Here is a 24493-nt window from a genome sequence, read left to right as displayed (position 1 = left end):
TTATATTTGTTAAAATTTTAGAAAAATAATGGAAAAATTAGATAGCCTGAATCAGGTAGCCGAATTTCACAAAACCTTCAACGCTCCAATTCTTGACACACCTCAGATTCCGTCGAAAGAACGTGCAGCTTTGAGGGTCAGCCTTTTACAAGAGGAATTAGACGAGTTGAAAAAAGCGATTGAAGATAATGACCTTGTGGAAGTGGCTGATGCGCTTTGCGATTTGCAGTATGTTTTGAGCGGTGCTGTTTTGGAATTTGGTTTGGGAGAAAAGTTCGTGGAACTTTTCAATGAAGTTCAGCGTTCTAATATGTCCAAAGCTTGTGATAACGAAGTTCAGGCTCAGGAAACAGTAGAATTCTACAAAGCCAAAGGAACCGATGCCTATTATGAAAAATCTGGCGAAAAATACAATGTTCACAGAGTAGCTGACAACAAGGTTCTGAAGAACAAATATTATTCTGCTGCGGATTTAAAAGACATTATTAATAAGTAACCACAATAGACAAAAAAATTTCATCAGGCTCACAAATGAAAGTATTAAGTTTTGAAATTGCGCCCTTTGTGCAAAAACTTCGTGAACCTTGTGGTAAAAAAAATAAAATGAAAAAAATCTCAATATTATTAGGAATCGTCACATTGACAGCCATTAATTCCTGCGCAGAAAGAGTCATTGTAAATCGGGAAGTAGAATCCAAAAATGACGGCAAAATGTTACTTGGAACTCAGACGCTGGATCAATTCCGAAAAGAGCCTTTTAAAATCTGGTTTGATGAAGAGTACAACCGTTATCAGATTGACCAAACAAGTCTGACTGAATTGAAAAAAGAAAAACTTAATTCTTATAGTTTGGTTGTTTTTGTCGGCAGCTGGTGCGAAGACAGTCACAGAGAATTTCCGAGATTGATTAAGATTTTGGACGCTTTGAAATACAATACAGATAAAATGCAGATCATAGCTGTGAACCGAAAAAAAGAATCTCCGGCAGGCGAAGAAGGACTTTACAACATAACCAGAGTACCTACCATCATCGTCAAAAAATATGGCAAAGAAATCGGAAGAATCACAGAAATGCCGGAATCAGGATATTTGGAAAGAGATTTGCTTAACATTCTGAAAAAAGACAACTCAGGTTTGTTTAAATAGTTTAAAAATTTCGAAAGCCTCAAACTAACAATACTTTTAGTATTAGAGATGTCACACTGAGCTTGTCTAAGTGTCTTTAATAAGTTTAAACATCGCTGATAAATTCTAAACCAATGAATAAATATACTGGCTTACTTTCCTTTGTTTTCGGAATCATTCTCACAGTTTTTGTTTTCCTGTCCTGGAGAAGCTGCAATAAAAAAGATGAAGCCGCTATGGTTAATCAGGATTATTATCTGATCACCAATCAAATCCAGAAAATGAATAAAATGGTAGTTCTGGAACAGGATTTTTCCAGTTTTCAAACGCATAAAAGTTCTGCTGCAAAAATTGCAGGATTCGATATATTGCCGCGAGAAATGGTACTTTACACAACGGCGAAAGCACAGGTTTCCTACGATTTGAAAAAAATGAAAATTGATGTCGATACAGTCAGTAAAAAAGTAATTATTGATGAATTGCCTCAACCTGAAATCAAGATTTTCCCGGATGTGAAAATTCATTTTATGGATGATTATGCTGTTAACAGGTTCAAGCAAAGTGATATCAACGGCATTATGGAATCAGCCAAGAAAAATATGTCAAAAAGTGTAAATCAGGAACAGTTGAAACAGGAAAGTAAGAAACAGCTGAAAGAAAATCTTACCGAAATTTTTGTTTTGGCAAAAGCCTTGCATTATTCGATAGAAGACAAAACAAATACGTTTTCTTCCGCCGAATTATAAAAAAAATAAAGTTATGAATCCTGATAAAAAAACCGAAAACAGCAATTCTGCAGAAAATAAAAAGCAGAATGAAGATTTCAAAAATATTCCTGCTGCATCTGACAAGAAAAATCCGCCTGATATTGATAAAAAAGACATTGATAAAAGTTCGCAAATCAATAAAGACGGTAAAACAGAGAATACAGACAAATAATAAAATAGTTATCCTTTCAGTTTTTGAAAGGATTTTTTATTTATAAATCTTAAAATTACGTTAAAATAAAGCTTTCACAAGCTTCTGCCATAGTTTTTGTTTATAACTTCATAACCAATATTAATCACCAAAAAATATTATTATGTCTTACACAATTATCGGGATTTTTCCCAACGAAACCGAAAGCAGAGATGTAGTCCAAAAACTGGAAGACGCAGGTTTGTATGATTATACGATTTCACGATCTGAAGTGGAAGCTCTAGAAAAGATAGACACGGACAGAAAAGCGAGCTTCTTTGACTGGCTATTTGACAGAGATGTAGTGGAAAAAGACCGCTACGAGTATGCCAGTATCGACAGCAACACCATCACTGTCTATGCCGAAACAGAAGATGATGCCAATGCTGCAAAAGCAATTCTGGACAATAATGGCGCGATCGACGTTGAAGAAAAAACAAGGGGTTACCTCGCAGACAAATATCCTGATCGGCACAAAGAATATCCCATTTCCGAATCGACAAGAGCAAGAATTATTGCCAAAGCAAAAAATGATCTCTATTTTACCGACGAAAGAGCGGATGCTTACAGACCGGAAAAAGGGATGTCTGACGAAATGGATTCTCAGGGTAAAAAAGACTAAAACCAATCACATCCTGACATATAACTTTACATAGTGATAAGGGCTGAAAAATTTCAGTCCTTATTTTTTTAATATTTAATTAATTGAAATGCAAAATAATCGCGTTGTTGATCTCTTATTATTTCGTAAATTTGCAGACATTATTTTTAAACCATTATGCTAAAAATTACACTTCCTGATGGCAGCATCAGAGAATATGAAGGAGCAGTTACTCCACTACAGGTTGCACAGAGTATCAGTGACGGTTTGGCAAGAAACACCATTTCTGCCGTCGTAAACGGAAAACAGACAGAAGTAGATACGACGATTACGGAGGATTCTACAGTGCAGCTTTTGACGTGGAATGACGATATGGGGAAAAAAGCATTCTGGCATTCATCTGCTCACTTGCTGGCTCAGGCGATTATGGAATTTTATCCTAACGCAAAGTTAACAATTGGACCTGCTATCGCCAATGGATTCTACTACGATGTAGATTTCGGAGGAGAACCTTTGTCTGAAAAAGACTTTGAGAAATTAGAAAAGAAAATCTTAGAAAATGCTAAGAAAAATTCAACTTTCAATCTGCGTGAAGTTTCTAAAGCTGATGCCCTGAAAGAATATGCAGACAATCCTTTCAAAACTGAACTGATTGAAAATCTTCCTGACGGCGAGATCACTTTTGTTACACACGATAACTTCACAGATCTTTGTAGAGGTGGGCACATCCCTTCAACAGGAATTGTGAAAGCAGTTAAGATTCTAAATGCAGCTGGCGCTTATTGGAGAGGTGATGAGAAAAATCCTCAGCTTACAAGAGTTTACGGAATCTCTTTCCCTAAACAAAAAGAATTGGCTGAATATCTTGAAAGACTTGAAGAAGCTAAAAGAAGAGACCACAGAAAACTGGGGAAAGAATTGGGTATTTTCGCGTTCTCCGATAAAGTGGGACAAGGTCTTCCGCTTTGGTTGCCAAAAGGTGCAGCTCTTAGAAAAAAACTGGAAGAATTTCTTTCCAAAGCTCAGAAAAAACAAGGTTATGAATTTGTAATTTCTCCGCACATCGGCGCAAAAGAATTGTACATCACTTCCGGACACTGGGAGAAATATGGCGAAGACAGTTTTCAACCCATCAAAACTCCGAATGAAGGTGAAGAATTCTTGTTGAAACCAATGAACTGTCCGCACCACTGCGAGATTTATAAAGCCCAACAATGGTCTTATAAAGATCTCCCGAAACGTTATGCAGAATTTGGAACCGTTTACAGATATGAGCAGTCCGGAGAGTTGCATGGCTTAACCAGAGTTCGTGGATTTACTCAGGATGACGCTCACCTTTTCTGTACGCCAGACCAACTGTTGCAGGAATTTGAGAAAGTAATTGACCTGGTATTGTATGTTTTCGGTTCATTAGGTTTTGCTGATTTTACAGCGCAAATCTCATTGAGAGATCCAGAAAACAGAGAAAAATATATTGGTTCTGACGAGAACTGGGAGAAAGCTGAAAATGCTATCGTTACTGCGGCCAAATCAAAAGGACTGAAAACTGTAACTGAATATGGCGAAGCCGCTTTTTACGGTCCCAAACTGGATTTTATGGTAAAGGATGCTTTGGGAAGAAGCTGGCAGCTTGGAACGATTCAGGTAGATTATAATTTACCGGAAAGATTTGACCTTTGGTATAATGGCAGCGATAATGAAAAGCACAGACCTGTGATGATCCACAGAGCGCCATTCGGTTCTATGGAACGTTTTATCGCAATTCTTATTGAAAATACCGCTGGCGATTTCCCACTTTGGCTGAGCCCTGAACAATTTACGATTTTGCCGATCAGTGAAAAGTTTGGAGATTATGCAAAAAAAGTTTCACAATTATTGGAAAATCACGATATTTGTGGTTTGATAGACGACAGAAACGAAAAAACCGGAAAGAAAATTCGGGATGCCGAATTGAAAAAACTTCCTTTTATGCTCATAGTGGGCGAAAATGAGGAAAAGAACGGTACAATTTCTGTTAGAAGAAGAGGCGAAGGCGACCTTGGAGAGATGTCAATAGATGCTTTTATTACTTACTTTAAGGAACAGGCAAAGCCGACATTCGAACTAGGAAACTAAACCTTAATCATTGATTATTAATTTTAAAATTTTAAAACCATAGCACTAAAAAGAAACAACAGCAGAGGTCCGATGAGACGTCCAGTCCAGGAAGACCTTCATCAGATCAACGACAAAATCCGGGCAAGGGAAGTTCGTCTGGTTGGAGAAAATGTAGAACCTGGAGTCTATCCGTTGGCAAAAGCTTTGGAAATAGCGAGAGATCAGGAATTAGATCTAGTTGTTATTTCTGACAAAGCAGAACCTTACATCTCCCGTATTCTGGATTATAAAAAATTCCTTTACGAGCAAAAGAAAAAAACAAAAGAATTAAAAGCGAAACAAGTAAAAGTGGTTGTTAAAGAGATCAGATTTGGTCCTCAAACTGATGATCATGATTATGAATTCAAGAAAAAACATGCTGAAAAATTCTTGGAAGAAGGTTCTAAACTGAAAACTTATGTTTTCTTCAAAGGACGTTCTATTATTTTCAAAGATCAGGGAGAAATTCTTCTTCTGAAACTGGCTCAGGATCTGGAACACGTTGGAAAAGTAGATCAGCTTCCTAAGCTAGAAGGAAAGAGAATGATTATGATGATGAGCCCTAAGAAGCCCGCTAAATAGAAACAACATCTTTCATAAAGAAAAAACCCTCAAATTAATAATTTGAGGGTTTTTTATGCCTACTATGCTGACAAAATTATCAGTTCAAATACTTGAACAATCGATAAGTTATTTCTAAAAAAAATCCCAATCTTATGATCGGGATTTTGAGTTTATATAAAACTGAAATTATTTCAATTCTACTTCAGCACCAGCTTCTTCAAGTTGCTTCTTAAGAGCCTCAGCTTCGTCTTTAGACACACCAGTTTTGATTGGAGCTGGAGCACCGTCTACGATATCTTTAGCCTCTTTAAGACCAGCACCGGTTAAATCTTTTACCAATTTAACGATAGCCAATTTAGAAGCACCTGCAGACTTAAGAATTACATCGAATTCTGTTTTTTCTTCAGCAGCTTCACCTGCACCACCTGCAGCAACTACTACTGCAGCAGCAGCTGGCTCAATTCCGTACTCATCCTTAAGGATAGCAGCTAATTCGTTTACGTCTTTTACTGTTAAGTTTACTAGCGTTTCAGCTAAATTTTTTAAATCTGACATTGTTGTAATGTTTTTTTGTTGATTATTTATCTATTTTTTTGAGTGTAATTATTCGGCACTTGGAGTTTCCTCTGTGCTTTCTGCAGATGCTTCTGGAGCTTCTTCAGCAGCCGGTGTTTCTTCCTTAGCTTCTTCTACTGCAGGTGCAGCTTCTTCCGCTTTGGCTTCAACACTTTCCGGTTTGTTTTGTAGAGCAGAAACCACTCTTTGGATAGGAGACTGAAGCAATCCGATGATTTCACCGATCATTTCTTCTCTTGACTTGATGTTAACCAAAGTCTCAAGGTTATTGTCACCAACATAGAAGGTTTCCTGAACAAAAGCAGACTTCAGTGCCGGCTTCTCTTCTTTCTTTCTGAAGTCTTTGATTAATTTTGCCGGAGCATTTGCCGTTTCAGCGATCATCACAGCAGAGTTTCCTTTGAAAGTTTGGAACATTTCTGAGAAATCTACGCCATCAATTTGCTCCATTGCTTTTTGCAAAAGTGTATTTTTCACCACTTTCACTTTGATATTCTGTTTGAAAGCCTGTCTTCTGAAGTCAGATGATTTGGCAGCGTTCAAACCTTCAAGATCTGCTACATAAACTACTTTTGCATCCTGAAGCAAATCTTTGATCTCTTGTATTGCTACAACTTTTTGGTCTTTTGTCATTGTCTTAGGATTAAAATTAGTTAACAGATTTAGTATCAATTGCAATTCCCGGGCTCATTGTAGAAGACAAATAGATGCTCTTCACATAAGTTCCTTTTGCAGCAGTCGGCTTCAATTTGATTAATGTCTGGATCAGCTCCTGAGCATTTTCTTTAATTTTAGCAGCATCAAAAGATACTTTTCCGATACCTGCGTGGATAATACCATATTTATCTACTTTGAAATCGATTTTACCTGATTTCACTTCAGTTACAGCCTTACCGATCTCCATAGTTACTGTTCCAGACTTAGGGTTTGGCATCAAACCTCTTGGTCCCAAAACTCTACCCAATGGACCTAGTTTACCCATAACAGCCGGCATGGTAACGATAACGTCAACATCTGTCCAGCCTTCTTTAATCTTTTGCAAATATTCATCAAGACCAACATAATCAGCACCAGCTTCTTTAGCTTCTGCTTCTTTATCCGGAGTTACCAAAGCAAGAACTTTAACATCCTTCCCTGTTCCGTGAGGAAGAGATACAACACCTCTTACCATCTGGTTTGCTTTTCTTGGATCTACACCTAGTCTGACAGCGATATCTACAGATGCGTCAAACTTTGCGAAATTCACTTCTTTTACCAAAGCAGAAGCTTCGTCAAGATTGTAAATTTTGTTTTTTTCTACTTTGCTTAAAGCTTCTTTTTGCTTCTTCGTTAATTTTGCCATTTCTCTAAGTTTTAAGCGTTAGTTGGTTTAGTTCCTGTTACTCTTAATCCCATAGATCTAGCAGTACCTGCAACCATAGAAAGAGCTGAATCTACAGTAAAGCAGTTAAGGTCTCCCATTTTGTCCTCAGCAATTTTCTGAATTTGAGCCCAAGATACAGCACCTACTTTATTTCTGTTAGGTTCTCCAGATCCACCTTTTAGTTTCGCAGCATCCAGCAATTGGATCGCTACCGGAGGGGTTTTGATGATGAATTCAAAAGATTTGTCTTCATACACCGTGATAACTACCGGCAAAACCTGACCAGGCTTATCCTGAGTTCTACCGTTGAATTGTTTACAAAACTCCATGATGTTCACACCTGCAGAACCCAAAGCTGGACCTACTGGTGGAGAAGGGTTGGCAGCGCCACCTTTCACCTGAAGTTTTACCATTTTAAAGACTTTTTTAGCCATTTTTTGTTTTTTAAATTTGAATAATTAATGAATTTGGAAGCATTTATTATTCAGTGGGTTATCTATTCTCACATAAGAAACCCACTTTTCAGTTTGCAAAAATAAGAATAAAATTTTAACCTACAACCAAATATTTTAATTTTATTTACCTTAATAAAAAAAGCTTTTCAAAATTAATTGAAAAGCCTTTAGATTTTATGATAAGTAGATTATACTTTTTCGACTTGCATATAGCTTAATTCCATTGGTGTTTTTCTACCGAAGATAAGAACTGAAACTTCGATTTTCTTTTTATCTTCAAGGATTTTTTCAATTGTCCCATTGAAGCCATTGAAGGGTCCATCAATAACTTTCACATTTTCTCCAACAATAAAAGGAATCTCAACATCTGTAGCAAATTCAGAAAGCTCATCCATTCTTCCAAGCATCCTGTTAACTTCAGATTTTCTCATTGGAACAGGTTCACCGCCTTTCGTAAGACTAAGGAATGAAATTACACCTGGTATATTTTTAATAACATGAGGAACTTCGCCTATAAGGTTAGCTTCCACCATCAGATAACCTGGATAATAAGGCTTCTCCTTTGGGACTTTTTTTCCGTTTCTGATCTGTATCACTTTTTCCATCGGAATCACCACCTGAGTTACGTAAGCATCCATGCCTAGTCGCTGGATCTCGTTCTCGATGTAGTTCTTCACTTTATTTTCCTGTCCGCTAACAGCTTTCAGCACATACCATTTCATATCGCTCATAGGGAAAGTAATTTGGATTAATTGAATAGATTAATAAACGTCGCTATAAAATTCTTAATTGTTACACTGAATAAAGAATCTACTCCAAACGTAAATAAAGCAAGGATTACAGTAGAGATGGATACAACAATCGTAGAAGATTGCAGATCCGGCCATTTAGGCCATTCTACTTTATCTTTAAATTCTGTATAAGAACCTTTTAAAAAATTAATTAATGAGCTCATATTTTAATTTTGCACGGGCACTAGGATTCGAACCCAGATCAACGGTTTTGGAGACCGGTATCCTACCATTGGACGATGCCCGTAGATTAAAAGTTCCGTAAGCTTCCTTACGGAACTTTAATTATATTAAGATGATTAGTCTAGGATTTCAGTTACCTGACCAGAACCAACTGTTCTACCTCCTTCTCTGATAGCAAATCTAAGACCTACGTTAAGAGCGATTGGTTGTAGCAATTCTACAGTGATCTCCAAGTTATCACCAGGCATTACCATTTCTACACCTTCTGGCAAGAAGATCTCACCTGTAACGTCAGTAGTTCTTACATAGAACTGAGGACGGTATTTGTTGTGGAATGGCGTGTGACGTCCACCTTCTTCTTTAGAAAGGATATAAACAGAAGCTTTGAATTTTTTGTGCGGCTTAACTGAATCTTTCTTAGCGATAACCATACCTCTCTTGATGTCAGTTTTTTCAATACCTCTCAACAATAGACCTACGTTATCTCCAGCTTCACCTCTGTCAAGGATTTTTCTGAACATCTCAACTCCTGTAATAGTAGAAGTCAATTTTTCATCACCCATACCAACGATATCAACCGGATCTCCAGTGTTGATAACACCAGCCTCGATTCTACCAGTTGCAACAGTACCTCTACCTGTAATAGAGAATACGTCTTCGATTGGCATCAAGAAAGGCTTATCTGTATCTCTTGGTGGTTGCTCGATCCAAGTATCAACAGCATCCATCAATTCTTCAACAGATTTGAACCATTTATCTTCAGTATCAACTGTAGCAGCAGTAGCAGCAGTAAGAGCTCCTAGTGCAGAACCTTGGATTACTGGAGAGTTATCACCGTCAAAATCGTAAGTAGACAATAGGTCTCTCAATTCCATTTCAACAAGCTCTAATAATTCTGGATCATCCACCATATCAACTTTGTTCATGAAAACAACAATTCTAGGTACGTTTACCTGACGGCAAAGCAGAATGTGTTCTCTAGTTTGAGGCATAGGTCCGTCTGTAGCAGCACATACAACGATAGCACCGTCCATCTGAGCAGCACCTGTTACCATGTTCTTCACATAATCCGCGTGACCTGGACAGTCAACGTGAGCATAGTGTCTTTTTTCAGTTTCGTACTCGATGTGAGCAGTATTAATAGTAATACCTCTTTCTTTTTCTTCTGGAGCAGAGTCAATAGCAGAGAAATCTTTTTTCTCAGCAAGACCTTTGCTCGCTAATACAGCAGAAATAGCTGCAGTAAGTGTAGTTTTACCATGGTCAACGTGACCAATAGTACCAATGTTCAAGTGTGGTTTTGAACGATTAAACGTTTCCTTTGCCATGATTTTAATATTTAATTTATTTAATATTGTTTTTTTCGGTCTGCAAATATAATGAATTTTTAAATATCAAAAATTATTTTAGATAAAAATTAATAATTTGAAACTGGTTACGTATTGACTAGGCCGAAATTACAAACTTACATTAAATCTAACATAAAAATGATTCCAAAAAAAATCCTGAATTTCTTCAGGACTTCTTGAGCCAACTACGGGATTTGAACCCGTGACCTCTTCCTTACCAAGGAAGCACTCTACCCCTGAGCTAAGTCGGCCTAAAAAAAAATCACATTCCGTACGGTTTGTGATCTTTGAGCGAAAGACGGGGGTCGAACCCGCGACATTCAGCTTGGAAGGCTGACGCTCTACCAACTGAGCTACTTTCGCAATTTTTTGTTTCCTAATTGTTGGTAAACGTTTACAAATCTAAAACTATTTTTTTGAATTTGCAAATAATATAAAAGTGGGGAGAGCAGGATTCGAACCTACGTAGCCGAAGCAGCTGAGTTACAGTCAGCCCCATTTGACCGCTCTGGTATCTCCCCGATATTTTATATTAGAGCCTCCAGAGGGATTCGAACCCACGACCCCGAGATTACAAATCACGTGCTCTGGCCAGCTGAGCTATGGAGGCAAATAGATTTCAAAAGAACTCTCTTTCTGCGCTGCGGTTATTTCCGTTTTGCGAGTGCAAATATGAGATACTTTTTTGAAATCTACAAATATTTTAATAAAAAAATTTCAATTATTTTATTACGCTAATTCTTTTTTCTTGATTAACAGTTTCTTAGCAGTCTCAACACTTTCGTCCAAACTTTCTTCAAAGCTGGAACAAGTCTTTTTCACAACTATATCATTGCCCGGAATCTTCACTACCAGCTCAGTGGTCTTATTATTTTTATCGGATGTATTTTCAACTTTCAGATAGACTGCAGTCTCCACAATTTTATCATAAAAGGTCTCCAGTTTACTTAATTTTTTCTCAATTCTTTCTTTCAATGGTTCGTGAGGTGTAACACCCACGGTGTGAATCGTAATTTTCATAACGTGTAATTTAAACGGTTAAACAATTAAAATGTAGAGTTTATTCCATATTATTATCATTTTCAGTTTTTCTTTCTCTCGGGTGTGCATTACTATAAGCTTTTTTCAGCTGTTCAATATTTGCACTTGTATACACTTGTGTACTTGCCAAACTGGAATGCCCCATTATTTTCTGAACTTTAGAAATCTCTGCACCGCCATTAAGAACGTGGGTTGCAAAAGTATGTCTCAGGATATGGGGACTCCTTTTTTGTTTGGTAGTGACTACACTAAAGTACTTATTAACGACCAGATACACAAACTTTTCACCGAGTTTTTTTCCTTTTTTATTAACGAAAAAATAATGTTTGTTTTCTGAATCCGGCATTCTGATATCCAAATATGTTTGCATGTCCGATACCAAATCATCAGATACGGGAATCACCCTCGCTTTGTTTCCCTTCCCGATTACCAGAATTTCTTTTTTTGAAAAATCCACATTTGACAGCAAAAGGTTACAGAGTTCAGATTTACGGATTCCTGTTTGGTAAAGCATTTCGATAATAAGTTTATCCAAAAGTGTCATCTGTCCTTTTTCTTCCACCTCTGTTTTCATCATTTCCATTTCGTCTTCAGAAAACGGAATCCTTTTCTCCGGGTAAAATTTCAATGAAGTGATAGTTTCCATCGGTGAGACCTCAATTTCTCCAATGCGAAGCATGAATATATAAAAACTACGCAGTGTTGATAATTTCCTATTGATACTTCTTTTGCTAAGACCAGATTGACTAAGCTCTACAATAAAATTCTTAATCACCTTTTTATGAATATGAATGATACCTGCAGAGGACTCTGTATTCAGGACAAAGTCTGAAAAATCAGATAAATCTTTTTTGTAGTTGGTGACTGTGTGTGGAGAATATCTTTTTTCTACTTCAATGTACTCCAGGAATCTTTCTATCATATATATACAAATACAAAATCACTTCCAAATATAGAAATTCGGAAGTGATTTTTATTATTTTTTGCTAAAAAAGAACTTAAGCCTGTTCTTCTTTGCTCAAGTTTCTTTGTTTGTGAGCTGCTTTTAGTTTCGCTTGTCTCAAAGTTACAGAAGGCTTGATGAATTGTTGTCTGGATCTAAGCTCTCTTACAACTCTTGTTTTATCAAATTTTCTTTTGTACTTTTTTAAAGCTCTGTCGATAGACTCTCCGTCTTTTACTGGAATTATTAACATATTTTACATCTCATTTTGAGGTGCAAAAATATGAATATTTTATTAATCTGCAAATTTTTCCGCTTTTATTTTAATAAATAAATTTAACAAAGCCTCATTGGCATTTCTATCTTAATTGTTGATCCAGGACAAAATCACTAGCCCCTATTGCAGTGGAAATCCTTTTTTGCATGGTCTTCGGGTTCTGGAAATCCGAAAAGGACATGCAAAAAAGATTGCAACGAAAAGCGGGATTAGCTCCAAAAAACAAATTCAAAAAACCCAGAAATCAAATAAAAACTCCCGAATAAATCCGGGAGTTATAATTATGCTTTGATGTACATTGCTTTTTTGATTTCTTCTTTCACTTTTTCCAGTTTCGGGAACCATTCTCCAAATAACGGTGCGGAATATGGTGCCGATGCATCCGGTGTTGTGATTCTCTTGATTGGCGCATCCAGATAATCGAATGCTTTTTGCTGAACCATGTAGGTGATTTCTGATGCAACTGACGCAAATGGCCACGCCTCTTCCAGAATCACCAAGCGGTTGGTCTTTTTAACGGATTCCAAAACGGTGTCATAATCCAGCGGGCGAACTGTTCTGAGATCAATCACTTCTACAGAAATGCCTTCTTTTTCCAGATCAGCAGCAGCCTGCAAAGCCAGCTTCATAATCTTACCGAAAGAAACCAAAGTCACATCTTTACCTTCTTTTTTGATATCTGCTTTCCCGATCGGGATATAATATTCTTCTTCCGGAATCTCCATTTTATCTCCATACATCTGCTCAGACTCCATAAAGATCACAGGATCATTGTCCTGGATTGCCGTCTTTAAAAGTCCTTTTGCATCATAAGGGTTAGAAGGCACCACAACTTTCAGTCCCGGACAGTTGGCATACCAGCTTTCGAAAGCCTGTGAATGTGTTGCTCCCAGCTGACCTGCAGAAGCAGTGGGCCCACGGAAAACAATCGGGCAGTTCCATTGTCCGCCACTCATCTGGTAGATTTTTGCTGCGTTGTTGATAATCTGATCGATTGCAACCATCGAGAAGTTGAATGTCATAAATTCCACAATCGGGCGATTACCATTCATGGCAGCACCAACAGCGATACCGGTAAAGCCAAGCTCGGCAATCGGTGCATCGATGATTCTTTTTGCACCGAACTCGTCCAGCATTCCTTTGGAAGCTTTGTAAGCACCGTTGTATTCTGCAACCTCCTCTCCTACTAGAAATATGGATTCGTCTTTACGCATTTCTTCGCTCATCGCCTGAGCAATTACTTCACGAAATGTATGTTCTTTCATTTGTTAATAATTATTATTTTTAATGGTCAGACGGAAAACGCATCGTTGTAGTCCTGTATCTCAAGAATTTTTAACAATGGTTTTTCATTCAACCGCTAGTTTAGAATTTCGAAATACAAAAGTATTAATTTTTTTATTATTTGCATAACAAAAAAGGCTTCCGATCGGAAGCCTGCTTTTTATCATAATTTTTGCTTAATCAACTTTTTGCCATGTCTGATCTCTACCTAATAGAGAAATGCCCAGATAACCTCTTACATTTAGTTTATCACCATCTCTAGTAATCGTACATTTATAAGTTTTACCTTTTTTAGGATCTGTGATTGTTCCTCCAGTAAACTCATTTCCATCTTTTGAAAGACCTCTGATAATCTCAAGACCAACCAAAGGTTTGTTTTTACGGTCATCTTTACAGGCTACGCAATTGGCATTTTCCGGTTTTATAAGCAATTGAGAAATCTTTCCGTAATATTTACCGTCAGCTTTTTTCCAAATTTCCACAATAGATTTCGCTTTTCCGGTTTCATCATCTATAGTTTTCCATTTTCCTTCGATCTGTGCGAATGAAAGAACGCCGATGAATAATAAGGCAAATGATAATAATACTTTGTTCATTGTCTTTTATTTTAAGTTGTTTTTGTTTTTGTTTTTGATAATGGATTATTGTTAACGTTAAATTAACATTGTTAAAAATATAAATTTATTTTAAACAAACAAGTATTTTTTATTATCCGAAGCATAAATCATAGCAATTCACAGATTATTTGGCAATTAAACAGTTATTAATATAATTTTCTATTAATTACCCTGTCCATATAATCCTGATACCAGGCTTTGGTTTTCTCGATTCCCAATTTCTGCTCTGCATTTATTTTTTGATTCAGAAGATTTTTGGATAGTTCCAGATCAGCTTTATCATAGATGCCCGTGACGTCCTTTCCATCAAACACATACGTGTAGTTTCCTATAATCATGTGTTCGTTAATAGCATCTGAATTTACGATCATATAATCTTCATCCCTGTCGGAAACCAGGCTTCTTCCCCAGCTCCTGATTTTTTTATTATACCCGATCAGGTCAGCCAATGTCGGATAGATGTCGATCTGCTGTGCAAATCTGTTATCTACACCTTTCAGATTATATTTTGGATCAGGTGAAAAAAACAGTATCGGGATTGCAGAACGATTGATTGTTTTCTGATATTCGGGATAATAGACCTGGTTGGTATGATCCGCAGTTATCACGAAAATCGTATTCCGGTACCATGGTTTTTTACTTGCTGTCTGAAAGAACTTTTTCAAAGCATAATCTGTGTACTGTATCGGAACGTGGATTTGTAACGGACCGGGCTTGAACGTATTCTGATATTTTTCCGGAACTTTGAAAGGATCATGAGAAGATGCTGAAAACAATGTCGCCATGAACGGCTGCTTCTTTCCTGTATTTTTTGCAAAATACTGAAAAAAGGGTTCATCCCAAATTGCCCACATCCCATCAAAATCTTCATCATTGTTATATTCCGTTTTGCCATAATAATGCTTGAATCCAAGGATATTTCCGAATCCCTGAAATCCCATCGAACCATTCGGTGCACCGTGATAAAAACTCGTGTCATAGCCCATATCATTACAGACAGAAACAATAGACTGGATTTTCTGATTAGAATAAGGAGAACTTGTGAAAGCATCTGTCAAGCTTGGAATGCCTGCCAACACGGAACTCATCCCATGGATAGACTGTCGTCCGTTCGCAAATGCATTGTTGAAGATCAGGCTCTGATCTGCAAGACTATCTAAAAAAGGTGTATAGGAAACGAAATCCTTGATGTTATTCTGCCTGTTAAAAGCACCGGAATATTCCCTGGCAAAGCTTTCCATAATGAAAATAACAACATTGGGCTTTGGCTCCACATTGCGCTGATATAATTTGTATGGCTTGATTTCTTTTTCAATAAACTTTTCATCTACGAAATGGACGAGCTTAAAATTATTGGTATTCATCGTTCTGAAAAAAGAGAAAACAGAATTCAGAACCAGATTTGCCTGCTGTGGGTTGTCGACATGCTTATTCGCATCCACAAGATTAATCGGTCTTGTAGAATGTTTGAAATCACCCCGGATTCCGCCAACCGTCAAAACCGCAATCAGGCACAGATTAATGACTGATGTAACAAAATAAATGATAAGATTTTGAGGTTTCTCTTCTTTTACTTTTACTTTTTTGTAAAGAAAAATCCAAAGGATCAATATTACCGCAAACCAAATAAAAACAAAAGGATGCTGCAAAACTGAATTCCAAAATACCTTTCCCAGATTATTTTCATGTTTCCCAACGTCCAGTGCAGCAGAAGTCAGTCTCGCCTGACTGAACCTGTAATAAATAATATCGCCAAAATTGAATGCATAAGTAATTCCATTAGTTATGAAATACCAATAGAACAGAAATTTCTGATAACTTTTTTTCGTATTGATAACGATCGGAATGAAACTCAACAGAATGAAAACTGCATTCACATAGAGAATTGCTGTCGTGTCAAACGCAGTTCCGTAATATGATAATTTAAAATATTCTGAAATTCCATCTACTTTTATCAATTCCTGATTGAACTGCCAAAACAATAATCTTGCAATCTGATAAAAGAAAAAAACCAAAAAAAGTCTGTAAATCAAGGCTAAAATTTCTTGCCCTCTCCAATTCTTCATTTTGCAAAATTAAACTTTTCCTTGTATTAGTTTTTACTATTTTTGTGTTATGAATTTCATAAAAAATAATCTCGCCAACGCGTTGACTTTGGGCAATCTTTTTTCCGGTTGTGTTGGAGTTGTTCATTTGCTTTCAGGCGATTATCAGACTACTGCGATTTGCATTATCATGTCTTTGATCCTCGATTTTTTTGATGGTTTCGTCGCACGTGCTCTTAGATCCAGCAGCAATCTTGGCGGACAACTGGATTCTTTGGCAGACATGGTAAGTTTCGGATTTTTACCGGGTGTTGCGATGATGAAAATGCTTGAACCTTTTGGTAAGCAGCTTTTTGGATCAGAATTACCTCTTGAAATTAAATATTTCGGTTTTGTGATTACACTTTTTTCCTGTCTCAGATTGGCAATTTTCAATTTGGACGACGATCAGAAATACTACTTCAAAGGCTTGAACACGCCAAGTAACACCATTTTGATCTTCGGATTTTTCTATGCTTTTAAGGAAACCGGCACATTCGGCTTTCTCCTTGACAATAAAATTTATCTGTTGGTTTTCACAGCACTTTCTTCCTGGTTACTGATCTCTCCGATCAAAATGATCGCCATGAAATTCAAATCAAAACAATTAAAAGATAATTATCCAAAATTAGTTTTATTAATCGGCGGGATCTTTATTTTATTGATTTTCAAAACAGTGGGAATTCCTTTAGTAATCATCTACTATATTCTGATCTCACTTATGTTTCAAAAACAACTTAAATAATTATGAATTATTAGTGATATGAAAAAACAATCACAATACTTAATTATTCACTCTTCATTAATAATCCATAACTAATAATTTACAACTATAAAAAATGAATTTAAAACTATATAAGCCGCTTTGCATATTCGACCTGGAAACTACAGGGACCAACATCGGAAAAGACAGGATCGTAGAAATCTGTATTCTGAAAGTGTTTCCTGACGGATCCAGAGAAAGCAAAACATGGAAAGTGAATCCTGAAATGCCGATTCCGACAGAATCTTCTGCGATCCACGGGATCTATGATAAGGATGTTGCAGACTCGCCGACTTTTCGTGAGATTGCTCCGAAAGTGATGGAAATGATAAAAGATTCTGACCTGGGCGGATTCAATTCCAATCGTTTTGATATTCCCGTTTTGGCAGAAGAAATGCTCAGAGCCGACGTGGATTTTGACCTCAGCAAACACAGATTCGTAGATGCACAAACCATTTTTTTCAAAAAGGAACCTAGAAATCTTGGTGCGGCTTATCAGTTTTATTGCGGAAAAACTTTGGAGAATGCCCATTCTGCAGAAGCAGATGTGATGGCAACTTTCGAAGTTCTGGATGCGCAGGTGGAAAAATATGAGGATGTCCCGAATGAGATTGCCGAGCTGAGCGACTTTTCTACTCAGAATAAGTTTGCTGATCTTGCCGGGATGATCCATTTTGACGATAATAACCAGGAAATTTTTGCTTTTGGAAAATATAAAGGCCAGAAAGTGAAAGATGTTTTCCAAAAAGATTTGGGATATTACGGCTGGCTTCAAAGTGCTGATTTCCCATTATACACCAAGAAAATCTTCACAAAGATCCAACTAAAGTCAAGATTTTAACATCACAAATTATGAGCAAAATAGTATTGACAGTGACTTTACTGGTCGTTTCTAATATATTTATGACATTGGCCTGGTACGGCCATTTGAAATTCAAGCAAATGGACTGGTTTCACAATCTCGGATTGGTTTCTGTCATTTTCATCAGCTGGGGAATTGCTTTTTTCGAATACTGTTTTCAGGTTCCGGCCAATCGTATAGGCTTCAAAGAAAATGGCGGCCCATTCAACCTCTGGCAACTGAAAGTAATGCAGGAAGTGATTACGCTAACGGTTTTCACAATTTTTACCATCGTATTTTTCAAGGAAGAAAGCTTCCGGATTAATCATCTGATCGGGTTTGTTTTCTTGATCCTAGCCGTTTATTTTATTTTTAAAAAATAATCAATTATCCATATGAAAATCATCTGCATAGGAAGAAATTATAGCGAACATGCCAAAGAATTAGGAAATGAAGTTCCGGAAGATCCGGTCATCTTTATGAAGCCTGATACAGCTGTCCTGAAAAAAGGTTCTGATTTTTATATTCCCAACTTTTCAGACGATGTTCATTATGAGCTGGAAGTGGTATTAAAAATATCAAAAGGAGGAAAATACATCCAAAAGGAAAATGCAGGAAAACATTATGATGAGATCGGTCTCGGAATTGATTTTACTGCACGGGATCTTCAGACCAAGCTCAAGAACAAAGGTCTGCCCTGGGAATTGGCAAAAGGTTTTGACGGTTCTGCAGTCATTTCGGATTTCGTATCAAAAGCGAATTATGATTTGCAGAATCTGAATTTTTCATTAACAAAGAATAATGAACAAGTCCAGAGTGGGAATACAAAAGACATGATTTTCAGCTTTAATGATATTATTGCGTTTGTTTCTCAATATTTTACGCTGAGAGTCGGTGATCTTATTTTTACAGGAACGCCAAAAGGTGTGGACAGGGTGTCTGAAAATGATTTTCTGGAAGCCTTTTTGGAAGACATAAAGCTATTCAGTCTGAAAATACAGTAACGTTTTAGGACTTATAAATTGTTATTAATACATATTTAAAATTAAAAGTTGATTATTATCAAGTTTTTATTATAACTTCGCTAATGGCTGAATTTTTGCTTCAAAAATATAATAAATGTCTATTATGAAAAAAATTATTTTACCTGTAGATTTTTCCGACAGTTCTGATAAACTTGTAGACTTTGCTGTTGGTTTTGCGAAAGATGTCAATGCTGAAATTGCCTTGATTCATGTAGCCGCTACTGATATAGGATTTGTGATTGGCGATATAGGTTTTCAGTACTTTCCGGAAGTGGAAGAAAATGAAATCAAATTCGAACTAAAAGAACTTAATAAATTAGAACAGCGCGTTATTTCTCAGGGCGTGAACTGTAGTCATATTCTGAAGCAAGGAATTGCAGGCGATACAATCCTGGAGTTTGCTGAAGAAAAAGACGCAGATTATATTGTTGTCGGATCACATGGCAGAAGCGGTGTTTATGATGTTTTCATCGGAAGCCTTACAAAAGAAATCACCAGAAAATCCAAAATTCCTGTTTTGGTGGTTCCTTGTCATGATGAATAAGAATTGTATATCATAAAAATAAAAGAACCCGTCTCGTTTTATAACAAGACGGGTTTTTTATTAAATATAATCAATTTATTTAACCTTCGTTTTTGTAGATCTTTGGATCGTAGTATGGATGTTTGCCTTCTGTTGGCGAAAAATAATCTTCGTCCTTTTGAGCTCCTAAAGTCACTACCAAAATGTAGCACCAATAGCAGAAAAAACCTGCAGCTACAAGGAACAGAATCCAATTAAGAACATTACCTGCAAGGTCAAAAAAACCGAAAGACCATTTGAAAGCTGCGCTCAATGCTAACCAGAAAGATGTCATCTTTTTCTTTTTTTAAATTAACTTTGCACAAATTTATAAAAAATGTTTCGATTACTTTCTAAAGAAAGCAATATTTTTTCTGTTCCGGTTTACATCGGCATCTTGTTCCTGATATTTCTATCACTTAATCTTTTAGATTTCAGAAACATAGATTACTTTTCCACAAGCATTACTTTCTTGGGAATCAGCCTGGGATATTTTTTATTCAACAAAATTGCTCTGAACCAGTTTTCGCATCTTCCCCTTTTTCTCTATACCGCTTTTGTGATTTGTTTTTATTCCGGAAACCTGGACAGAGGCTTGGCTATTACTTTTGTTACAAGTGCCATTATATTATTGATTCTCACCAGTCAGGATGACTATCTACGGAAAAGTGCCTTTGTTTTGGTCGGTTCCATTCTGGCTTTCAATTATCTGGTTTTTCCGCCAAGCTGGCCGATGGGTGTTTTTGTGATTTTCCATATTATCGGGACATCAGGAAGAATCGGGCTCAATATCTTCAGACTGATTTTTGGGGTTTTATTGATTTTACTATCTTATTTCGGATTAATGTATCTCATTCATTACACCACCTGGGACAGGACTTACTTACCCTTTAACGGGAAATTTGAAATCATGGACTCCTACTATCCTTTATATATTCTGATTCCAATAGCTCTTATGCTGATATTTTCCATATCAGACCATTTCAAACATTACAATGAAAAAAGCCCGATCAGCCGATACAAATATACTTTTGTCCTGATATTTTCCCTTGCACAACTGATTACCATTATATTTTACATGGGAACGGATTATGAATATCTTTTACTTCTTGCTTTACCTTCAAGCATCATTATCAGTCGTATGCTGCGTTTTCTCCCGAAATACTGGATGCAGGAAATCGGACTTTGGGTGATCGTCTTTACTCTTGCCATATTTAAAATAATTACTTTTGCATAAATTTTAAAAACCTAGATGCCGAATGATCCAGATTGATGATAAACTGATTTCAGAAGATATATTTGCAGAAAGCTTTGTCTGCAACCTTACAAAATGTAAAGGTGTATGCTGCGTAGACGGTGATACAGGCGCTCCGCTGGACAAAGAAGAATTGCCCGTTCTGGATGATATTTTCCAAAAAGTAAAACCTTATCTGCGACCGGAAGGTGTAAAAGCCATTGAAGAACAGGGAACCTGGGTTATCGACCCTTATGACGGCGGATATGTCACAACTCTGGTCAACGGAAGCGAGTGTGCTTATGTGATTTTTGACGAAAAAGGAACTACAAAATGCGGCATTGAAAAAGCCTACGAAGATGGTGCTGTTGACTGGAAAAAACCAATCTCCTGCCATCTCTACCCTATTCGCGTGAACGACTACAAAACCTTTACAGCACTCAATTACCACGAGTGGGATATATGCAAAGATGCCTGCACATTGGGTTCTGAGCTGCAAGTAAGAATCTACCAGTTTCTGAAAGAACCTCTCATCCGCAAATATGGTGAAGCATTTTACCAGACACTTTGTGAGGCCGCAGAAGAATGGGAAAAAGAATACAATTCCTAGAAAATAAAATAATCCGGATATATCCGGATTATTTTATTGGTATAAATATAATTTCAAACTTTATTTGAATTCGTCATCAGAAACAGGCTGATTGATCTTGATATCAGAGTTTTTGATCTTGATTTCCTGTCCGCCTGCATTAAGAGTCATTTCCTCCACGAACTTGATACCTTCTACATCTGCATATTTTGTGATGCTCATATTTCCTTTTTCATTTTCGGTTTTGGAAAGCAAACCTGTTTTCACATCAAAATAAGATTTGGAATCATCAGAAGATAAAACATAATAGTCTTTTCCGTCAATTTGATTTTTCTCGACAGTCTTTATCTTTGCAGGATCCATTCCCAATGCTTCGATAATTTTTGATGTTTTCAATTTTGCAACCTGATCTGCCGGAAAATCGATTTTCTGCCCCATTTGGTTTGCATAACCTTTCTCGCCATCAAACATCTGAACCATTTCCTGTCCCATCATGCTCTGTGTAGATTTGAACTTGTTATCCTTTTTGACAGTTTTTCCTTCCATATCCATTCCCATCACACTGATGTTATTTTTCATAGAAAGTGTTTTCACAGATTCCAGCTTTTGCTTCCCGCCAAGTGCTGTGATATAGTTGTCAATAATCTGTTTAGCGGTCGGAACGTTTTGAGCCATCACATTTGCCGCAAACAAAAGAGAAAGCGCAAACGATACAATAAGTTTTTTCATTTTTTTAATTTCTTTAGCGAATATACTTAATTAATATAATACTTGATGTTAGTTCACATTAATTTCCTTTTGTTACAAAACAATTTCAGAATCTGAAATTGTTTTTTAGAATAAGAATTAATCTTTCTTTTTGATATCGTCTTTTACATCTTTGTAAGCATCGCTTACAGCATCTGCTCCTTTTTTAGCAGTTTTGCCGGTCCATTTCGCAGCATCTTTCACGCCTTTCTTTGTAGCTTTTGCTCCTTTTTTAGCGGTTTTACCTGTCCATTTAGCACCATCCTTTACACCTTCGGCAGTTGCTTCAGCACCTTTTTCAGCCGTTTTTCCAGTCCATTTTGCAGCATCTTTTACCCCTTCTCCTGTTGCTTTGGCACCTTTTTTAACAGCTGTTCCTACAGTGTTAGCATCTTTTTTAGCTTCTTGTTTTACCGTTTGAGCATTCATAACTACTGTTACTAAAACAATTGCTGCTAATGACAAAATTCGTTTTTTCATTCTTTTTAAATGTTTTAAATTACTCTACAATATTAGCATAAAACAAGCCAAAAAATTCACAAACATTTTAATTTAAAAAAATAAATTTTCCTTTTCCTTCGATGAAGAAAAATAATATTTTTGCAAACTTATGGCAAAGGTAAAACTCAGTACAAAGAAAAAAATCCATCAGAAAAGAAAAGTCGTTTTTATGAAAAAGCGCTGGATTCTGTTGATCATACTTTGTATTTCTTTGCTGGGAACGGGATATTATCTAAGGCAAAAAATCAATTATTATTTTACTTATTATCTTGGAAAGCACTTCGAACATAAAAAACTATCGAACACAGAAACGGAAGCCGCAAGAATTGAAAAAATAACTGGACTATATTCTAATCAGACTTTCGGCTTCGACATCTCTCATTATCAGCGGAAAGAGGATATCCAATGGGACAGCCTGAGCATAGGAAACAGAACAATTCCTTTGAAATTTGTGGTTCTGCGGGCTAGTATGGGAAACAGAAAACTGGATAAAAACTTTGACCATTTTTGGGAAACCGCAAAACAGCATAATCTGATTCGTGGTGCTTATCATTTTTACCGCCCGGATGAAGATCCCGTGATGCAGGCGAATTCTTTTCTTTCTGTGGCGAAATTAGAATCCGGAGATTTACCTCCAATTCTTGATATTGAGAAAAATCCAAGAAAAAAAACAAAGGAACAATTGGTTTCCGATCTCAAGGTATGGATTAAAATAATGGAAGACACGTACGGCGAAAAACCAATTATCTACACTTATTATCATTATTACAAAGACTATTTAAAGGGCGAATTCGATGATTATCCTCTTTGGCTGGCCAATTACAATGATGTTCCAACACCTTCTCCGGATGATGAATGGCAGTTCTGGCAATTCTCAGAAAACGGAATTGTTTACGGCATCAATTCCAAAGTTGATCTGGATATTTATAATGGGAATCTTTGGTCTTTGAAAATGCTGACGATTGATTAGGTTAATTACTAAAAATCTTCGACTCCGCTCAGACTGACAATCAAAAACATAGTATTAGAAATATCAGACTGAACAAAGTCGAAGTGTTTCAGTTTTTTATGAAATAAATATTAGTTCTTTATAAACTTAATCACATCCTTGCTTAATTCTTCTGCTCTTTCAACAGGAACACCGTGAGAAGCACCTTTGTAGATTTTCAATTTAGAATTCGGGATTTCTTTTGCGATGTATTCTGTATGTGAACGAAGAATCAAATCATTTTCGCCCGCAACAACAAAAACTTTCGCTTTGATTTTATTGAGTTGTTCTTTGGTGATTTTGGGTTCATCAATCATCAATTGAAGCAATCTGAAATCATGCGCTGGTTTGTTTTCAGCACGCATTTTATCAGCATCTTTTTTCATATTCTCCACTTCATTTTCGCCGACGCCACTGGGAAAAACATTGGCTCCGCTTGTAATGATTTTATTAGCCATTTTTGGATATTTGATGGCAAATTCGATCCCTGTATTTCCCCCGTCACTCCAGCCGAGAATATTGATTTTTTTCAATTTCAATTCATCTGCCAAAGCTTTGACATCATCAGCAAATTTAATGTAAGTCAAAGGTTCTGTAGAAATATCTGTACTTTTTCCTTGAGCTCTTGTATCCATTGCAATTACTTTGAAATGCTTAGACAATTCAGGAATTTCCTTCGAAAAAGCATCAATACTTCCACCATTTCCGTGAAGCAAAAACAACGGTTCACCTTTTCCGTAAACTTCATAATAGATATCAGCGTCTTTCAGATGAAGTATTTTTCCAGCTTCTGCATTGTTTCCGAAAATCGAAACCTGAGTAAAACCTAGATTATAAAGAAGAAAAGTGATTAAATATATTATTTTCATTTTGATATGATCGAAAATCAAATTTAAA

General features: G+C 36.6%; 32 protein-coding genes and 5 tRNA genes. 15 read left to right on the top strand and 22 right to left on the bottom strand.

What is annotated here, in order from left to right; translation table 11 throughout:
• Window positions 1–28: 28 nt before the first annotated feature.
• From BUA97_RS10950 to infC, 7 genes are all read left to right on the top strand, one after another.
• Window positions 29–496: a pyrophosphohydrolase domain-containing protein gene (locus BUA97_RS10950; RefSeq protein WP_072997924.1), complete on the top strand. Its 468-nt coding sequence runs from the start codon at window positions 29–31 to the stop codon at window positions 494–496.
• A 107-nt stretch (window positions 497–603) separates the two neighbouring features.
• The gene (locus tag BUA97_RS10945; RefSeq protein WP_072998603.1) at window positions 604–1146 is read left to right on the top strand and encodes a TlpA family protein disulfide reductase; all 543 of its coding nucleotides are present in this window, start codon (window positions 604–606) and stop codon (window positions 1144–1146) included.
• A 113-nt stretch (window positions 1147–1259) separates the two neighbouring features.
• Entirely contained in the window at window positions 1260–1871 is a 612-nt protein-coding gene (locus BUA97_RS10940; protein WP_072997922.1) for a DUF4230 domain-containing protein, read from the top strand.
• 13 nt (window positions 1872–1884) lie between these two features.
• On the top strand, window positions 1885–2064 hold the full coding sequence (locus BUA97_RS10935) for a hypothetical protein (protein ID WP_072997920.1): 180 nt from the start codon (window positions 1885–1887) through the stop codon (window positions 2062–2064).
• A gap of 142 nt (window positions 2065–2206) precedes the next feature.
• Window positions 2207–2704, top strand: coding sequence for a hypothetical protein (locus BUA97_RS10930; RefSeq protein WP_072997918.1), 498 nt, complete (start codon window positions 2207–2209; stop codon window positions 2702–2704).
• Between the two features lie 156 nt (window positions 2705–2860).
• Entirely contained in the window at window positions 2861–4798 is a 1938-nt protein-coding gene (gene thrS / locus BUA97_RS10925) for a threonine--tRNA ligase (RefSeq protein ID WP_072997916.1), read from the top strand.
• Between the two features lie 72 nt (window positions 4799–4870).
• Window positions 4871–5401 carry a translation initiation factor IF-3 gene (gene infC / locus BUA97_RS10920; protein WP_072997914.1) on the top strand — a complete coding sequence of 177 codons (531 nt, stop codon included), beginning with the start codon at window positions 4871–4873 and terminating at the stop codon, window positions 5399–5401.
• A gap of 168 nt (window positions 5402–5569) precedes the next feature.
• Here infC and rplL read toward each other — a convergent pair whose 3' ends face one another.
• The 18 genes from rplL to BUA97_RS10825 form a co-directional block, all read right to left on the bottom strand.
• Entirely contained in the window at window positions 5570–5938 is a 369-nt protein-coding gene (gene rplL, locus BUA97_RS10915; protein ID WP_072997912.1) for a 50S ribosomal protein L7/L12, read from the bottom strand.
• Window positions 5939–5986: 48 nt separating this feature from the next.
• Window positions 5987–6592, bottom strand: coding sequence for a 50S ribosomal protein L10 (gene rplJ, locus BUA97_RS10910; RefSeq protein ID WP_072997910.1), 606 nt, complete (start codon window positions 6590–6592; stop codon window positions 5987–5989).
• 16 nt (window positions 6593–6608) lie between these two features.
• Window positions 6609–7301, bottom strand: coding sequence for a 50S ribosomal protein L1 (rplA, locus tag BUA97_RS10905; RefSeq protein WP_072997908.1), 693 nt, complete (start codon window positions 7299–7301; stop codon window positions 6609–6611).
• Between the two features lie 11 nt (window positions 7302–7312).
• On the bottom strand, window positions 7313–7756 hold the full coding sequence (rplK, locus tag BUA97_RS10900) for a 50S ribosomal protein L11 (protein WP_072997906.1): 444 nt from the start codon (window positions 7754–7756) through the stop codon (window positions 7313–7315).
• Window positions 7757–7965: 209 nt separating this feature from the next.
• A complete protein-coding gene (nusG, locus tag BUA97_RS10895; protein ID WP_072997905.1) occupies window positions 7966–8508 on the bottom strand; it encodes a transcription termination/antitermination protein NusG in 543 nt (180 codons plus the stop codon).
• Between the two features lie 17 nt (window positions 8509–8525).
• Window positions 8526–8732 carry a preprotein translocase subunit SecE gene (secE, locus tag BUA97_RS10890; RefSeq protein WP_072997903.1) on the bottom strand — a complete coding sequence of 69 codons (207 nt, stop codon included), beginning with the start codon at window positions 8730–8732 and terminating at the stop codon, window positions 8526–8528.
• A gap of 12 nt (window positions 8733–8744) precedes the next feature.
• A tRNA-Trp gene (locus BUA97_RS10885) sits at window positions 8745–8815 on the bottom strand.
• Between the two features lie 52 nt (window positions 8816–8867).
• Window positions 8868–10079, bottom strand: a complete 1212-nt coding sequence (gene tuf / locus BUA97_RS10880) for an elongation factor Tu (RefSeq protein ID WP_027384134.1) — start codon at window positions 10077–10079, stop codon at window positions 8868–8870.
• 200 nt (window positions 10080–10279) lie between these two features.
• Window positions 10280–10351, bottom strand: a tRNA-Thr gene (locus tag BUA97_RS10875).
• 39 nt (window positions 10352–10390) lie between these two features.
• Window positions 10391–10463, bottom strand: a tRNA-Gly gene (locus BUA97_RS10870).
• A 77-nt stretch (window positions 10464–10540) separates the two neighbouring features.
• Window positions 10541–10621 (bottom strand) — tRNA-Tyr (locus BUA97_RS10865).
• A gap of 15 nt (window positions 10622–10636) precedes the next feature.
• A tRNA-Thr gene (locus BUA97_RS10860) sits at window positions 10637–10710 on the bottom strand.
• A gap of 119 nt (window positions 10711–10829) precedes the next feature.
• On the bottom strand, window positions 10830–11120 hold the full coding sequence (locus BUA97_RS10855) for an HPF/RaiA family ribosome-associated protein (RefSeq protein WP_072997902.1): 291 nt from the start codon (window positions 11118–11120) through the stop codon (window positions 10830–10832).
• 40 nt (window positions 11121–11160) lie between these two features.
• The gene (locus tag BUA97_RS10850; protein WP_072997900.1) at window positions 11161–12063 is read right to left on the bottom strand and encodes a tyrosine-type recombinase/integrase; all 903 of its coding nucleotides are present in this window, start codon (window positions 12061–12063) and stop codon (window positions 11161–11163) included.
• A 76-nt stretch (window positions 12064–12139) separates the two neighbouring features.
• The gene (gene rpsU / locus BUA97_RS10845) at window positions 12140–12337 is read right to left on the bottom strand and encodes a 30S ribosomal protein S21 (protein ID WP_027384137.1); all 198 of its coding nucleotides are present in this window, start codon (window positions 12335–12337) and stop codon (window positions 12140–12142) included.
• A 305-nt stretch (window positions 12338–12642) separates the two neighbouring features.
• Window positions 12643–13626: a pyruvate dehydrogenase complex E1 component subunit beta gene (locus tag BUA97_RS10835; protein ID WP_072997896.1), complete on the bottom strand. Its 984-nt coding sequence runs from the start codon at window positions 13624–13626 to the stop codon at window positions 12643–12645.
• A 195-nt stretch (window positions 13627–13821) separates the two neighbouring features.
• A complete protein-coding gene (locus tag BUA97_RS10830) occupies window positions 13822–14241 on the bottom strand; it encodes a DUF2147 domain-containing protein (protein ID WP_072997894.1) in 420 nt (139 codons plus the stop codon).
• Between the two features lie 167 nt (window positions 14242–14408).
• Window positions 14409–16328 carry an LTA synthase family protein gene (locus BUA97_RS10825; RefSeq protein WP_072997891.1) on the bottom strand — a complete coding sequence of 640 codons (1920 nt, stop codon included), beginning with the start codon at window positions 16326–16328 and terminating at the stop codon, window positions 14409–14411.
• Window positions 16329–16377: 49 nt separating this feature from the next.
• On the opposite strand from BUA97_RS10825, the gene BUA97_RS10820 reads away from it, so the two are divergent.
• The 5 genes from BUA97_RS10820 to BUA97_RS10800 all read left to right on the top strand — a co-directional run bounded on the left by BUA97_RS10820 (window position 16378) and on the right by BUA97_RS10800 (window position 19519).
• Window positions 16378–17091, top strand: coding sequence for a CDP-alcohol phosphatidyltransferase family protein (locus BUA97_RS10820; RefSeq protein ID WP_072997888.1), 714 nt, complete (start codon window positions 16378–16380; stop codon window positions 17089–17091).
• A gap of 94 nt (window positions 17092–17185) precedes the next feature.
• The gene (locus BUA97_RS10815; protein ID WP_072997886.1) at window positions 17186–17950 is read left to right on the top strand and encodes a 3'-5' exonuclease; all 765 of its coding nucleotides are present in this window, start codon (window positions 17186–17188) and stop codon (window positions 17948–17950) included.
• Between the two features lie 11 nt (window positions 17951–17961).
• Window positions 17962–18333 carry a DMT family protein gene (locus BUA97_RS10810; RefSeq protein WP_072997885.1) on the top strand — a complete coding sequence of 124 codons (372 nt, stop codon included), beginning with the start codon at window positions 17962–17964 and terminating at the stop codon, window positions 18331–18333.
• Window positions 18334–18345: 12 nt separating this feature from the next.
• Window positions 18346–18954 (top strand): fumarylacetoacetate hydrolase family protein, encoded by a 609-nt coding sequence (locus tag BUA97_RS10805; protein ID WP_072997884.1) that lies wholly within the window; start codon window positions 18346–18348, stop codon window positions 18952–18954.
• A gap of 124 nt (window positions 18955–19078) precedes the next feature.
• Window positions 19079–19519 (top strand): universal stress protein, encoded by a 441-nt coding sequence (locus tag BUA97_RS10800; RefSeq protein ID WP_072997882.1) that lies wholly within the window; start codon window positions 19079–19081, stop codon window positions 19517–19519.
• 79 nt (window positions 19520–19598) lie between these two features.
• On the opposite strand, the gene BUA97_RS10795 is transcribed toward BUA97_RS10800, so the two are convergent.
• The gene (locus BUA97_RS10795; protein WP_072997880.1) at window positions 19599–19832 is read right to left on the bottom strand and encodes a hypothetical protein; all 234 of its coding nucleotides are present in this window, start codon (window positions 19830–19832) and stop codon (window positions 19599–19601) included.
• A gap of 42 nt (window positions 19833–19874) precedes the next feature.
• Between BUA97_RS10795 and BUA97_RS10790 the strand changes: the two genes are divergently transcribed.
• The gene (locus BUA97_RS10790; RefSeq protein WP_072997879.1) at window positions 19875–20774 is read left to right on the top strand and encodes a DUF6427 family protein; all 900 of its coding nucleotides are present in this window, start codon (window positions 19875–19877) and stop codon (window positions 20772–20774) included.
• A gap of 22 nt (window positions 20775–20796) precedes the next feature.
• Window positions 20797–21381 carry a DUF3109 family protein gene (locus BUA97_RS10785; RefSeq protein ID WP_072997877.1) on the top strand — a complete coding sequence of 195 codons (585 nt, stop codon included), beginning with the start codon at window positions 20797–20799 and terminating at the stop codon, window positions 21379–21381.
• 60 nt (window positions 21382–21441) lie between these two features.
• Here the strand turns inward: BUA97_RS10785 and BUA97_RS10780 are convergent, their stop codons facing one another.
• Both BUA97_RS10780 and BUA97_RS10775 read right to left on the bottom strand, forming a co-directional pair.
• Entirely contained in the window at window positions 21442–22089 is a 648-nt protein-coding gene (locus BUA97_RS10780) for a hypothetical protein (RefSeq protein WP_072997876.1), read from the bottom strand.
• Window positions 22090–22206: 117 nt separating this feature from the next.
• On the bottom strand, window positions 22207–22587 hold the full coding sequence (locus tag BUA97_RS10775) for a hypothetical protein (RefSeq protein WP_139258300.1): 381 nt from the start codon (window positions 22585–22587) through the stop codon (window positions 22207–22209).
• Window positions 22588–22717: 130 nt separating this feature from the next.
• Between BUA97_RS10775 and BUA97_RS10770 the strand changes: the two genes are divergently transcribed.
• Entirely contained in the window at window positions 22718–23578 is an 861-nt protein-coding gene (locus BUA97_RS10770) for a GH25 family lysozyme (RefSeq protein WP_072997872.1), read from the top strand.
• 110 nt (window positions 23579–23688) lie between these two features.
• Here BUA97_RS10770 and BUA97_RS10765 read toward each other — a convergent pair whose 3' ends face one another.
• Window positions 23689–24465 carry an alpha/beta fold hydrolase gene (locus tag BUA97_RS10765; RefSeq protein WP_084081310.1) on the bottom strand — a complete coding sequence of 259 codons (777 nt, stop codon included), beginning with the start codon at window positions 24463–24465 and terminating at the stop codon, window positions 23689–23691.
• Window positions 24466–24493: the final 28 nt, after the last annotated feature.

Source organism: Epilithonimonas mollis (genome assembly GCF_900142325.1).
In the GTDB taxonomy this organism is placed as follows: Bacteria; Bacteroidota; Bacteroidia; order Flavobacteriales; family Weeksellaceae; genus Epilithonimonas; species Epilithonimonas mollis.
Note: the sequence above shows the minus strand (reverse complement) of the source record. Positions and strands in the feature narration are given on the sequence as shown.